The organism is Candidatus Poriferisodalis sp. (assembly GCF_965208895.1).
Taxonomy (GTDB): domain Bacteria; phylum Actinomycetota; class Acidimicrobiia; order Acidimicrobiales; family Poriferisodalaceae; genus Poriferisodalis.
In genome coordinates this window covers 3,560,284-3,573,809 of sequence record NZ_OZ242363.1, presented here as the reverse complement: position 1 = coordinate 3,573,809, position 13,526 = coordinate 3,560,284, and the positions used below count along the sequence as shown (strand labels likewise).

Sequence of the window (13,526 nt, the reverse complement as noted above, 5' to 3'; positions counted from 1 at the left end):
GTCTACAGGACAGTGAACATGGACTTCGGCATCGTTCTTCAGACAAATCCACCCGCGTGGCGAGTGGTCGACTTGGCCAGGCGAGCCGAAACGATGGGATTCACCTACGGGTGGACGTTCGACAGCCACGTGCTGTGGCAAGAGCCCTACGTGATCTACAGCCAGATGCTGTCGGCCACGAACCGCATGATCGTGGGCCCCATGGTCACCAATCCGGGCACTCGCAACCCGACGGTCACCGCTTCGCTGTTCGCCACGCTCAACGACATGTTCGCCAACCGGACGGTTTGCGGCATCGGTCGGGGCGATTCGGCCATGAGGGTGCTGGGTCATGCACCCGCCAGCCTCGCCACGCTGGCCGAGTCGATGAAGGTCATCAAGGGCATGGCCGAGGGCCACGAGGTCGAATACAACGGCACCAAGCAGAAGATCCCGTGGTCGTCGGGCGGCAGGCTCGACATCTGGATGGCCGCGTATGGGCCGCGTGCGCTGCGACTCTGCGGCGAGCAGGCCGACGGCTTCATCTTGCAGCTCGCCGACCCGCAGATCGCCGAGTGGACCATTGCTGCAGTACGGCGGGCTGCCGCCGAAGCGGGGCGCGACCCCGATGATCTCTACATCTGCGTGGCCGCGCCCGCGTATGTGGGCGACGACCTGGCCCATCAGCGCGATCAGTGCCGCTGGTTCGGCGGCATGGTCGGCAACCATGTGGCCGACCTCACCGAGCGCTACGGCGACAGCGGCGGCGGGGTGCCCCAAGCGCTCACCGACTACATCAAGGGCCGGCGGGGCTACGACTACGCCGAGCACGGCAGAGCGGGCAACGTCCATGCCGACTTCGTCCCCGACGAGGTGATCGACCGGTTCTGCGTCCTCGGTGATGCCAGCCGCCACATCGCCCGCCTGAGTGAACTGCGAGAACTCGGCGTAGACCAGTTCGCCATCTACTTGATGCACGACGCCCCTGACGAGACTCTCAACGCCTATGGCCAGCGGATCATTCCGGCGCTCGAGGGCGGCGGGTAGCCCGAGAGTCCAGAACTGCCTGAAATCGGGGCTCTAGCGAAAGCGCTGTCTTCAGATTCAGCTCAGGCTCAGGGACCCTCGGCGCAGACATACTCACACTCTCGATGATATTGTCAAGAGTGTGAGTATGTCTGCGCCCGCTCTGGCACCGCTGTTCAGATCCGATCAACAGCTTCGGATACTCGGGGTTCTCTTCGCCGGCACGGGAGACGAACTCACCGTCGGAGCGATTGCCGAACGCGCACGCGTCGCGCAAGCAACGGCGAGCAGGGAAGTAGCCCGACTCGAAGAGCACGGACTCTTGGTAACCCGACTGCTGGGCCGCAACAGGCTCGTCCGCCCAAATTGGGAACTGCCGTGGGCACCGGAGCTTCGCTCCATTCTGCTCCAGACTGTCGGCGTACTGGGGCGCCTCGGCAACGCTCTGGGTGGCGTCGAGGGCGTAGAGGTCGCGTTTGTCTACGGCTCGTGGGCACGCCGCTTTGTCGGCGAGCCGGGCCACTTTCCGAACGACATCGATGTCGTTGTGATTGGCGAAGCGCCGTTGCGCGCTGTTCGCGCGGCGTGCCGTGCCGTCGCAGAAGATCTGCGGGTGGAGGTCAACCCCATCGTGATCGACCGAGAGAGATGGGGATCCTCTTCGCCGGAACCGTTCGTCGCCCAAATTCAAGAGCAGCCCTTGGCACCGATAGTGCTAGAAGTCGAGGGTGACGTCCGACTGGCTCGCTGAAGCGATCGCTACCCGCCGGCTCGAACGGGTCAAGGCCAACATGGGAGCAGCGGGCGAACGCATCAACGCCGTCGCGCGCGTGCTCGCATCGTGAGCAGTCCGGCTGAAACCAGGTCAAGACCGCGCATCTCGGCGAGCCCGTAGCAGCATCAGGCAACTGCTCAGAACACAACGGCGTCCCCGAGTTCTTTGGCATTCGGGGGCTCTGCCTGATCTGTCGGTCTTGGGCTGTCTGGGCGAGGGACCGGTTGTAGCAGTCTGCTACGCTTGTGCGTGAGGTTGAGGCATGGCTACGAGTTCACCGGTCCGGGTCGATGAGGAGATCCACGCGTGCGCGGCCGCTGTGGCGCCTGCGATGAGTCGCAGCACAGCACAGCAGATCAGCCACTGGGCTCGCATCGGCAAGGAATTCGAGCTGGCACCCGACGTGTCACTCCGGGACATCGAGCGGGTACTCGCCTGCGATTCCTCCTACGACGATCTCAACAGCCGCGAGCAGGCAATCGTTCGGGCCGAAGGGGCCGAGCGAACCGAGCAGCGCCGACGCACCCTCGATCTCGTCGCTGAGTTCGAAGCAGCGGGGATGTCCTATGTCGAGCAGGACGACGAGGGCACGATTATCCGGCACCAGCCCTGAAGATTGCGGTTCGGCTGACACGGGCGCCTTTCGATGCCCACACCGGTCCTGCACGTCATCGCTGGCCCGAACGGCGCCGGCAAGAACACCTTCCAACGCAGCGTGCTCGCTCCGTCCACGCTTGAGTTCGTCAACGCCGACCACATTGCCGCACAGCGTTGGCCCGGCGCGGAGGCGGCGCATGCGTATGACGCAGCGAGTCTTGCCGAGCAGCGGCGAGCGGAACTGCTTGCCGAGCACACGTCGTTCGTGGCCGAGACGGTGTTCTCTCACGAGTCGAGGGTCGAATTGCCCCGCCGTGCGTCGCGGGCCGGTTACATCGTGGTGCTCCATGTCATCCTCGTCTCCGAGGCGCTCGCAGTAGCACGCGTCGAGCACCGCGTGGCGAACGGAGGACACTTCGTCCCCGAAGACAAGATCCGGTCCCGCCACCGACGGCTCTGGAGCCATGTCGCGCAAGCAGCCGGCATCGTCGACGAGACCATCGTCTACGACAACTCATCAGCGACTAACCCATACAGGGTCATCGCCGCCTACCGATCCGGCTCGCCCGTACGGCGGCCGAAGTGGCCTGCATGGGCGCCAGCGGAACTTGTGAACCTCTGATCCACGCCGCCGCTCCCGACCGAACTCAGGCAGGGTCCGGCACGCCTCGCTGGAGTACTTCGAGCAGGCGCCCGGCATGGGTGCTCAGCAGCGTCAGGCGACACGTCGTCGGCTCACGCAACTCTCTGTCCTGCAGGTAGGTCACCCGAAGCGCGGTGTGGCCGGTAGCACGCAACGCAAACCGCGTGCTCCGACGATTTACCTTGATAATCCGTTGTCTTGTGACTATTTTTCAAGGTAATCTTGCCCGCATGGAGTTCGTGCCGCGGCCAGTTGACGAGCAGGCGCTGCGTGCCGCGGTTGCGCACGCTCCGGTGACTCTGCTGACAGGGCCGCGCCAAGCAGGCAAGTCGACGCTGGTACGCCGTGTCATCAAGCCATCGACTGCGGCGTTTTTCGACCTCGAGGACTATCGCGATCGCGCCCGACTGTCTGAGCCGATGCTCGCCTTGCGAGACCGCGGCGAGACCATCGTGATCGACGAGGCACAGCGCATGCCCGAACTTTTCACGTCGTTGCGTGTGCTGGTGGACGAGCATCGCCGTCCGGGCCGGTTCGTCGTCCTCGGCAGCGCCTCCCCCGACCTGACCGGGCTGAGCGCTGAGACGCTCGCCGGGCGGGTGAGCTTTGTCGAGCTGGCAGGCTTCCGCCTTGGCGACCTCGGCAGCGACCGGCTTGATGACCTGTGGCTGCGCGGCGGGTTACCGCCCTCGTGCCTGGCACCGGATCTCGCGGCCTCCAACCGCTGGCGGGACGACTACATCGCCACTTTCCTTGAGCGCGACCTCGCCAACCTCGGCGTCCGCATTCCGGCGGCTGCCATGCGGCGGTTCTGGACGATGGTCGCTCATTATCACGGCCAGACCTGGAACGCCGCCGCAGTTGCCCGGTCCGTCGACGTCTCGGCAAGCACTGTGCGCCGGTACCTGGACGCGCTCACTGATGCGCTGGTCGTGCGCCAGCTTCCGCCTTGGTTCGCCAATGTCGGCAAGCGGCAGGTGAAGTCGCCACGGGTGTACATCCGCGACACCGGTTTGCTGCATCGACTGCTCGGCATCACCGACCACGTCGAGCTCGAACGCCATCGGGCGCTGGGAGCGAGCTGGGAGGGCCTGGTGGTGGAGCAGATCCTTGCCCGTCTCGACGGCGCAACACGGGCAACGGTGGCATTCTGGTCGACCCACAGCGGTGCCGAGCTCGACCTCCGTCTGACGGTGAACGGTCGCGCCTTGGGTTTCGAGATCAAGCGAACCGAGCGTCCAAGGGTGACGCGCTCGATGCGCAGCGCCCTCGCCGACCTCGAGCTCGACCATCTCTACGTGGTCCATGCAGGTGCCCACCGATTCGCCCTCGACGAACGCATCACCGCCATCGGTGCGGTCGAATTGCTGACCGGCGAGGATCCGCTGATCGACATGGCATGAGGCTCGGCACTCGGCTCACTGCTCGGCGGGTGAACCTGCTGTTGAGCATCGCAGCGACGGTGGCAGCGGGGACCGGGCTGGCATCGTGGGCAGTGGGCGCTGGTAGACGGTCGTTAGGGTCCGCCAGAAGTCAAGTCGCGTGGTCTGCGCTCGGAACCATGCGTAACTCTTGGCAATCACACGGATCGTTCGCGCGACTTGACCCGCGGCGGGCCCTTAGCAAAAAAGCCCCGCCATTCCAGGTCTGCAACGAAGCGTCCTGAAAGGCGGGGAGGATTGTCAGAAAGCGTAACACCCACACAACTCGTTGCGACACGGTGTTGAGGTCGCGGGCGATTGCGCCGAGTGCTAGGCAATTGCTCTACTTGGCTGCTGCCCATGATGAACGAAGGTATGGCTCAGCGAAGGTGCTACCGCCTTCTTCATCATCTTCGGCGACGGGTGTAATCCGTGTTGTCCTCGACTCGGCTGAAGTCCGCTCGACTGAGCCGGTTGACCCAGAGTTTCCGGCCGGCTAGCCGAATCGGTTTGATTCGTCTGCCATCGGATGGCACCCATGTGGCTACTTCGCAGGCCAAGTCTGAACCCTTGATGTTCATCACGGATTCGATCGCCGGGACAAAATCCGTATCGTTAGAAAACAGGACTGCGATGTCGAACTCGTCGCGCATCGCCATCGTCACCATGTCGACGGCGATCTTCACATCGACGCCTTTTTCCTGGGGTCGAGACGGGTCCCGATAGTTCAATGGCCGCGACCAAGCCTGCACCAGACGCTCTCGCTGCCAATGGGCGATCTGGCGCTCGGCGGCACCGAAGCCCTTCGAATCGCGGCTCGATGACGGGAGGCCTCGGCAGACGAACACGCCGACAAGCACGCGTCGCGCATCACCGCGTTCTGCAAGCCGCATGCCGAGCTGGCGTGGCCGAACCTGGCCACGAGGCGCAGGATCATCGTCGCGGAAGAAAGCTGAGCGCGCTCCGCGGTAGCAGTTCTGATAGTCAACAAAGAGAGCTAGGCGGTCTTGGGTGCGGGATGTCACGCCTACCCCCATCCGTGAAATGCGGCTCAACAATCTACGAGTTGGACACATTCTTCACAATCGGGCACACGTCGGCACGGAACTTAGAGCGGCCTCCAAGGACTACAAAGATCGTGACGAAGTGAGGGCCATGGCATGAGACGTGGCAGATGGCTCACTGCCCGGCGGGTGGACCTGCTGCTGGGAATCGCGGCGACGGCGGCGGCAGGGACCGGGCTCGCATCGTGGGCAGTCGGCACCGGCTGGGGCCGCTGGGTCACGGTCGTCCATGCCCTCGCCGGCTTGAGCCTGCTGGCGCTGGCCCCGGCAAAGTTCCGGGGCTCGGTGCGCACCGGGCTGAAGCGCCGCCGCGCGACCAGGTGGCTGTCGATGCTGCTCGGCGCTCTCGTCGTCGCGACCGTCGTGCTCGGGGTACTTCACGCCACCGGGCTGTGGCACGGGGTGGGCTACTGGTCGGCGCTGTGGATCCATGTCTTGCTGGTGGCATTCGTCGCCCCGCTGCTGGTGTGGCACATCGTCAGCCGACCGGGTCGCCCCACCGTGGCCGACCTCGACCGCAGGGCCTTTGTCGGCGGCGGCATCGCGCTGGCCGCCGCCGGCACGGCGTACTGGATCCAGCAGCTCGTGGTAGGCGACAACCGACGATTCACCGGTTCGCACGAGATCGCCTCGTTCAAGCCCGCTGAGATGCCGACGACTATGTGGCTCAACGACACGTCGCCCCGGGTGACCGCCTCGGACTGGGAACTGACGCTCGCCGGCGAGCTGGTGCCTCTCGAAACACTGCATGAACAGGCTGCGCCGGTGACGGCCGACCTCGACTGCACCGGTGGGTGGTGGAGCCGACAGTCGTGGGACGCGGTACCGCTGGCCGAGCTGATGCAGTCGAATGACGCACCGACTCTGGAGGTCACCTCGCTGACCGGCTACAGCCGACTGTTCCCCGCTCGCGACGCCGACAACCTGTACTTGGCGGTGGGCTACGGAGGCGAGCCGTTGCGCCGCGGCCACGGCGCCCCGGTGCGGCTGGTTGCGCCGGGTCGGCGAGGATTCTGGTGGGTCAAGTGGGTGAGCCGCATCGACGTCGTCGACCGCCCGTGGTGGTTGCAGCTCCCATTCCCGCTTGAGTAGCCGACGAGCTCTCTGTCGACCGCTCAACAAAGGGAGGGGGAATATTCCCCCTCCAAGTGAGGTGAATCACACCGGGTTCGGTAGAGACTGTTTTTTGTGGGTCGCAGCCTGGTCGGCTGTGACGGTTTGACTGTAGTGGGCGTTCTCGTGTTCGATCGGGGTGGTGTGGCGGGGGGTGCCGGTGAGGCGGCTGTGGAGCCGCCGATGGTTGTACCAGTCGACCCATTCGAGGGTGGCGTACTCGACTTCGCTGATGTTCTGCCAGGGTCCGCGGGGGTAGATCAGCTCCCACTTGTAGAGGCCGTTGAAGCTCTCGATCATGGCGTTGTCGTAGCTGTCGCCCTTGGAGCCGACCGACGCGACGACGTTGTTGTCGGCGAGCCTTTGGCTGTAGCGGATGGACAGGTATTGCGATCCGCGGTCGCTGTGATGGGTGACCCCCTCCACAGCGCGGCCGTCGCGTCGGCGGGTGTGGATGGCCATGTCCAATGCGTCGAGGGCGAGGTCGGTGCGCAAGGAGCGCGACGTCTGCCATCCCAGCACCCGGCGGCTGTAGGCGTCGATCACGAACGCCGCGTACACCCAGCCGCTGCGGGTGCGCACGTAGGTGAGGTCCGCGAGCCACAGCCGATCAGGCGCCGACGCTGAGAAGTCTCGGTTCACCAGGTCCGCGGGCCGGTCGTCGTCGGGCCGCGGGGTGGTGGTCGAAGGCGGCCGGCCCCGCCGGGTCCCCTCGAGGCCCAGGCGGCGCATCAGCCGCTCGGTGGTGCAGCGGGCGGCCGGGATCGCCTCGACGCGGTTGAGGTGCTCCCACACCTTCACCGCGCCGTAGGCGTCGTAGTTGTCGCGATGCACCCGGGCGATCACGTCGCACAAGAACCCGTCGCGTCGCGCTCTCGCCGACGGCGGCCTGGTCTTCGCGGCGTAATAGGTGGACGGGGCGATCCCGACGCCGTGCTCGGTGAGCACAGCGCAGATCGGCTCGACCCCGAACCGGTCCCTGTGAGCGTCGACGAACGCCACTATCTCTGAGACTGGCGGTCGAGCCCCTTACCCGAAGAAAGCCGACGCCGCCTTCAAGATCTCGTTCGCTCGACGCAGCTCGCGGTTCTCGCGTTCGAGGACCTTGATCCGCTCACGCTCCGCAGTGGTAACCCCGTCACGGGCTCCAGCGTCGATCTCGGCACGGCGCACCCACTTGCGCACCGACTCCGCCGACGGCCCCAGCTTGTGAGCAACCGAGCAGATCGCCTCCCATCTCGAACCGTGGTCACGCTCATGGTCGAGCACCATCCTCACCGCCCGCTCACGCAGCTCAGCGGGATACCTCCCATTGTTCGCCATAGCTCCATCCTTCCCAAGGATCAGAGCCTCCACCAAACCCGGGGCGATTCACAGCCAAGAGGCACCGGGTGAGCTGGGGGCTGGTGAACGCGTTGGTGGTGGCCTGGGCGGGCGTCGTCGCCGACCATCGCCGGCGGCGAAGATGCCGGGTGCTGCTGGTCGACGAGACGTCGATACGCAAGCGGCATCGCTATGTGACGGTGCTCGTCAACGGCGACACCGGCGAGGTGCTCGCCATGGTCCCCCACCGCGACAGCGCAGCATTGTCGGGGTTTCTGGCTGCTCAGGGACCCAAATGGTGCCGCCGCGTCAAAGTCGTGGTGTCCGACGGCTCCAAGGCATACAAGTCGGCAATAGACAAACAGCTCGGCCACGCCCGTCACGTCCTGGATCGGTTCCACGTCATCAGATGGTTCGCGGCAGGGATGACCGCGGTGCGCCGCGACGTGCAGCGCCGCCCCGAGGGCTCCAAGCCTGCGTTCGACCCAGAAGTGTTCAAAGCACGGTTCTTGCTGATGCGACGCCCCGACAAGCTCGACGCCGACGAAAAGGCCCGCCTCGACAAGCTGTTCGAGACCCAGCCTCGCCTCAAAGCAGCCTGGGACGCGCTGGGCGAGCTGCACAACCTCTACCTTGCCGAGGACCGCGAAGGCGCCCTGGCGGCACTGGACCGCTTCGCGGACATCTACGGGACCGGGGACATCCCCGAGTTCAGCGACACCGTCGACACGTTCCTGGCCTGGAACGAGCAGATCCTCAACTGGCACCACACACGGCGCCCCAGCAACGGACGCATCGAAGGCACCAACAACCTGCTGCAAGTCCTGCGGCGCAAAGCCCACGGCTTCACCAACTACACCAACTTCGAAGCCCGCGGCCTGCTACTAACCTGACCCCCACACCGAGCCCAGCAGCCCAAATCCCACAAATTCGCGAAGGCTCACAAAGGGAGGGGGAATATTCCCCCTCCAAGCCAACCCATACCACAGTACTGATTCACCCTGGGTTTTGCGCAGGCTGAATGTTGTGGTTTTTTGTTTGGTGGTTGTCGGTGTTCGCCGCAGCGTAGGCGGCTTCGAATTGGTCGGGTGACTGGTCGTGGAGGTAGCCGTGGATGCGGTCGGTGTTCCACCAGTGCACCCAGCCGAGGGTGGCGAGCTCGACGTCGTCGATCGTGCGCCACGGGCCTTGGCCTGGGCCGCGGATCAGCTCGGTCTTGTAGAGCGAGTTGACCGCCTCGGCGAGGGCGTTGTCATATGAGTCGGCGACCGACCCGATCGACGGGACGGCGCCGATTTCGTCGAGCCGTTCGCTGTAGCGGATGCTGGTGAACTGGCTGCCGGCGTCGGCGTGGGCTATGAGCCCTTCGAGGCGGGCGCCGCGTGCCCAGCGGGCCATCTCGAGCGCGTCGAGCACCATCTGTGTTGCCATGTTCGACGCGACCCGCCAGCCCACGATGCGGCGGGAGAACGCGTCGGTGATGAAGCACACATAGGCGACGCCGGACCAGGTGGGGACATGGGTGAGGTCCGCGACCCACAGCCGGTTCGGCGCGTCGGCTGTGAAGTCGCGCTCGACGAGATCGGGCGGCCGGGCGGCTTTGGGGTCCGCCCGGGTGGTGCGCACCCGCTTTGTCCGCTGGACACCCCGGATATCGAGCAGGCCCATCAGCCGAGCCACTTGGTCGCGGCCGATGTCATGGCCCGCTCGCCGGGCCGCCACCCACAGCTTGCGCGCCCCATAGACGCAGTAGTTGGCCTGCCACAGGACCAACAGCAGCGGCATCATCTTGGCGTCGCGCAACGCACGCGCTGACGGCGGCCGGCGCTTGGCCGACCAATACGTGGAGGGGGCCGCCTGCAACGCAGCGCAGACGGGCTCGACCCCGAACTCTTCGCGGTTCGCGTCGACGAACTCGACGATCATCGCTGTCGGCGGTCGAGCTCCGCCCCGAAAAAAACCGCCGCCCGCTGCAAGATCTCATTCGCTCGCCGCAGTTCGCGGTTCTCCTGGCGAAGCTTCTTGAGCTCGCCGCTCTCAGCGCTCGACACGCCGGGTCGAGCCCCGGCGTCGACCTCGGCCTGAGCCACCCAGCGGCGCAGCGACTCCTCGCCATAGCCCAGCTGACGCGCCACACGCGTCACCGTCCCAGCCGAGGTGCCCAGCTCTTCGCGCAACGCGAACACCATCCGCACCGCCTGCTGTTTCTGCTCAGCCGAATACCGACGCGACGTCGCCGCCCGCCCCGCTTGTGTGTCCATAGATCCCATGCTCGCTCCAATCCTTGGAGCCTGCGCGAAACCCAGTGCGAATCACACCCAAATCGGGGCCAAAAACAGCCCAGCGGAGCCCTGATTCGCACCCCAACAACCCCGACACGACAAATCAGGCCAACCGGCATGCCCAAAAGACGACTCGCGGCATTCTCATGAATAATCAGGGCTAGCTCGTGGTGGTGTACCTCGCTCAACAAAGGGAGGGGGAATATTCCCCCTCCAAGGAGGTCGTCGGGCATCGGCTCGTCGCGGTCGCGGCCGCTCAACAAAGGGAGGGGGAATATTCCCCCTCCAAGGTCATCGTTGTTGCTCCCTTGCTTGCTTGATTGCTTCGCTCAACAAAGGGAGGGGGAATATTCCCCCTCCAAGGCCGGCGGGTGCCGAGCGTGGCGTGGACCCAGACGCGCGCTCAACAAAGGGAGGGGGAATATTCCCCCTCCAAGCTGGTCTCTGATGGCGCCGGCTTCGAATGCCATCGCCAGCGCTCAACAAAGGGAGGGGGAATATTCCCCCTCCAAGCGGTCAGCCGACTCGGCGCCGGTCAGCCGATCCGGCTCGCTCAACAAAGGGAGGGGGAATATTCCCCCTCCAAGTCGCGTTCTGTCTGGACAGGATCACCGACATGGTGCGCGCTCAACAAAGGGAGGGGGAATATTCCCCCTCCAAGTCCGCGTCGGCGACGACGCGGAACACGGCCGTCGTCGCTCAACAAAGGGAGGGGGAATATTCCCCCTCCAAGACCCAGATCCGGTAGGCGCCGTCGACCCAGTCGCGGCGCGCTCAACAAAGGGAGGGGGAATATTCCCCCTCCAAGCGGCGTTCTCGACCGGCGCCGCAGCGATCGGCGCCGTCGCTCAACAAAGGGAGGGGGAATATTCCCCCTCCAAGAGCACCGGTTAGTGGTTGCGCCGGCTGCCAGTAACTGGTCGCTCAACAAAGGGAGGGGGAATATTCCCCCTCCAAGGCCCAGTAGGTGTGTGGGACCATGCGCCGAGCGCCGAACGCTCAACAAAGGGAGGGGGAATATTCCCCCTCCAAGGTGCCCGTCGGCGGGTGAAGGGTTATGACGCCAGCGATCGCTCAACAAAGGGAGGGGGAATATTCCCCCTCCAAGAGCTGCTCGCCGACCTGCGGTCGGCGACGATCAACATCGCTCAACAAAGGGAGGGGGAATATTCCCCCTCCAAGCGAGGCGCGTCCAGCCGCCCTCGTCGCCGCGGGCGCCCGCTCAACAAAGGGAGGGGGAATATTCCCCCTCCAAGATGTCGGCGGCACTCAGAGGACGGCCGGTGAGGACCGCTCAACAAAGGGAGGGGGAATATTCCCCCTCCAAGGGCTCCGCGGTCACGGCTCGCGTCTGTCGGCGACGCGCGCTCAACAAAGGGAGGGGGAATATTCCCCCTCCAAGTTCGGGCTGCGAGTCGCCGCCGGCGCCGCCGGCCCAGCCCGCTCAACAAAGGGAGGGGGAATATTCCCCCTCCAAGACCGCCGCCGCTGACCGCGGCGCGCACGTCGGTCTGCGCTCAACAAAGGGAGGGGGAATATTCCCCCTCCAAGGTCCTTGACCGAGCGTGCGGCTGCGGATGCAGTCGCCGCCGCTCAACAAAGGGAGGGGGAATATTCCCCCTCCAAGGGCCTCGGGTGCATGAGCGGCGCATGGCCATGTGTCCGCTCAACAAAGGGAGGGGGAATATTCCCCCTCCAAGAAGTAGACGGGCACCTGGCGGCGGCACATCGAGATCGCTCAACAAAGGGAGGGGGAATATTCCCCCTCCAAGTGCCCCTCCGAGGCACGCCGATACGCGACATAGACCGCGCTCAACAAAGGGAGGGGGAATATTCCCCCTCCAAGTCCCGAGATGGGGCCGCGACAGGACATTCGTCATGGACGCTCAACAAAGGGAGGGGGAATATTCCCCCTCCAAGCAAGACGTAGCCGACGTCGGCGTGCAAGGTCGCCGCCAACGCTCAACAAAGGGAGGGGGAATATTCCCCCTCCAAGGCGCCGTGTGACCTGGCCCGTCCATGCGCTCATTCAGCGCGCTCAACAAAGGGAGGGGGAATATTCCCCCTCCAAGGTCACGTGGGGGCCGAACCGGTGGCTGGCCACCATCGACCGCTCAACAAAGGGAGGGGGAATATTCCCCCTCCAAGGCCATGACTCGGGCGACCAGTCGAACTGGCACGCGGCCGCTCAACAAAGGGAGGGGGAATATTCCCCCTCCAAGCTCATGGGGAGGGCTTGTACACCAGTGTACATCATCGCTCAACAAAGGGAGGGGGAATATTCCCCCTCCAAGTCTACCGCTGGACCTACGCCCGCGAACAAGTCGCCCGCTCAACAAAGGGAGGGGGAATATTCCCCCTCCAAGCGGCGGACTCGACAGCGACAGTCGCCACCGCCGCTGACGGCGCTCAACAAAGGGAGGGGGAATATTCCCCCTCCAAGTTCCGTCGAAGCCCGATCCCTCACGGCAGGCTCAGCGTCCGCTCAACAAAGGGAGGGGGAATATTCCCCCTCCAAGTGAGTGGTGCCGACCGGAGCGGCGAACGTGAACGTCGCTCAACAAAGGGAGGGGGAATATTCCCCCTCCAAGCGTACTCAACCCGGAATTCACCCGCTGGCTGATGGGCGCTCAACAAAGGGAGGGGGAATATTCCCCCTCCAAGCCGTGCACCCTGGCGCCGTCGTTGAACGTCGACGACGCCGCTCAACAAAGGGAGGGGGAATATTCCCCCTCCAAGGCTGGAGAACCACTTGGGGGCGTGGACGTTCCGGTCCGCTCAACAAAGGGAGGGGGAATATTCCCCCTCCAAGCAGCGGGCCAGGACCGGCGACGGTGACTGTGCGCTCGCTCAACAAAGGGAGGGGGAATATTCCCCCTCCAAGGCGTGCCTCATGGTCTGATATCCTGCGCAGCCTGCGCACGCTCAACAAAGGGAGGGGGAATATTCCCCCTCCAAGCGGAACGCACGATCCTCGACGGTGCCCGTCTCGAGCGCTCAACAAAGGGAGGGGGAATATTCCCCCTCCAAGCCGTCTCCGAGGTCACGGCCGCCCGAGTTGCGGCCGGTCGCTCAACAAAGGGAGGGGGAATATTCCCCCTCCAAGGACGGACTGCAGAAAGGGGGCCTCCAATCGCGAGCCGGCCGCTCAACAAAGGGAGGGGGAATATTCCCCCTCCAAGGCCGTCATGATCGGCTCGCCACGCCGCCGCAGCAGCACGCTCAACAAAGGGAGGGGGAATATTCCCCCTCCAAGTTCGGCGACGTGCCGGCGGGCGGCGCATGCCCGAGGACCGCTCAACA

8 protein-coding genes, 2 pseudogenes, 1 CRISPR repeat array and 2 other annotated features (1 of these 13 running past the window's edge) are annotated in these 13,526 nt (G+C 64.9%); of the genes and pseudogenes, 7 read left to right on the top strand and 3 right to left on the bottom strand.

What is annotated here, in order from left to right:
- The first annotated feature begins 18 nt into the window (after window positions 1-18).
- From ACOGJB_RS15985 to ACOGJB_RS15965, 5 genes are all read left to right on the top strand, one after another.
- Window positions 19-1,026, top strand: coding sequence for a TIGR03842 family LLM class F420-dependent oxidoreductase (locus tag ACOGJB_RS15985; RefSeq protein WP_419838084.1), 1,008 nt, complete (start codon window positions 19-21; stop codon window positions 1,024-1,026).
- A gap of 127 nt (window positions 1,027-1,153) precedes the next feature.
- Window positions 1,154-1,756, top strand: coding sequence for an ArsR/SmtB family transcription factor (locus ACOGJB_RS15980; RefSeq protein WP_419838083.1), 603 nt, complete (start codon window positions 1,154-1,156; stop codon window positions 1,754-1,756).
- A gap of 286 nt (window positions 1,757-2,042) precedes the next feature.
- Window positions 2,043-2,393 carry a TA system antitoxin ParD family protein gene (locus ACOGJB_RS15975; RefSeq protein ID WP_419838082.1) on the top strand — a complete coding sequence of 117 codons (351 nt, stop codon included), beginning with the start codon at window positions 2,043-2,045 and terminating at the stop codon, window positions 2,391-2,393.
- Window positions 2,394-2,426: 33 nt separating this feature from the next.
- A complete protein-coding gene (locus ACOGJB_RS15970; RefSeq protein WP_419838081.1) occupies window positions 2,427-2,999 on the top strand; it encodes a zeta toxin family protein in 573 nt (190 codons plus the stop codon).
- 251 nt (window positions 3,000-3,250) lie between these two features.
- Window positions 3,251-4,423, top strand: coding sequence for an ATP-binding protein (locus ACOGJB_RS15965; protein WP_419838080.1), 1,173 nt, complete (start codon window positions 3,251-3,253; stop codon window positions 4,421-4,423).
- Window positions 4,424-4,848: 425 nt separating this feature from the next.
- Here the strand turns inward: ACOGJB_RS15965 and ACOGJB_RS15960 are convergent, their stop codons facing one another.
- Window positions 4,849-5,478, bottom strand: coding sequence for an NYN domain-containing protein (locus ACOGJB_RS15960; RefSeq protein ID WP_419838079.1), 630 nt, complete (start codon window positions 5,476-5,478; stop codon window positions 4,849-4,851).
- Window positions 5,479-5,601: 123 nt separating this feature from the next.
- Here ACOGJB_RS15960 and ACOGJB_RS15955 point away from each other — a divergent pair, with 123 nt between their 5' ends.
- Window positions 5,602-6,597 carry a molybdopterin-dependent oxidoreductase gene (locus ACOGJB_RS15955; RefSeq protein ID WP_419838078.1) on the top strand — a complete coding sequence of 332 codons (996 nt, stop codon included), beginning with the start codon at window positions 5,602-5,604 and terminating at the stop codon, window positions 6,595-6,597.
- Window positions 6,598-6,663: 66 nt separating this feature from the next.
- On the opposite strand, the pseudogene ACOGJB_RS15950 reads toward ACOGJB_RS15955, so the two are convergent.
- Window positions 6,664-7,941: pseudogene (locus ACOGJB_RS15950) on the bottom strand (IS3 family transposase).
- Window positions 7,534-7,663 (bottom strand) — a sequence feature (AL1L pseudoknot). It overlaps the preceding pseudogene by 130 nt.
- Window positions 7,942-8,003: 62 nt before the next feature.
- Between ACOGJB_RS15950 and ACOGJB_RS15945 the strand changes: the two are divergent.
- Window positions 8,004-8,834 (top strand): annotated as a pseudogene (locus ACOGJB_RS15945) (ISL3 family transposase); the annotation flags it as partial.
- 103 nt (window positions 8,835-8,937) lie between these two features.
- Here the strand turns inward: ACOGJB_RS15945 and ACOGJB_RS15940 are convergent.
- A protein-coding gene (locus ACOGJB_RS15940) for an IS3 family transposase (protein WP_419838077.1) occupies window positions 8,938-10,202 on the bottom strand; the annotation gives its coding sequence in 2 pieces (ribosomal slippage) (window positions 8,938-9,902 and window positions 9,902-10,202; 1,266 coding nt in all).
- Window positions 9,790-9,906: a sequence feature (AL1L pseudoknot), on the bottom strand. It overlaps the preceding gene by 117 nt.
- A gap of 202 nt (window positions 10,203-10,404) precedes the next feature.
- A CRISPR array of direct repeats spans window positions 10,405-13,526; the repeat unit is 37 nt; unit sequence CGCTCAACAAAGGGAGGGGGAATATTCCCCCTCCAAG (it continues 910 nt past the right edge of the window).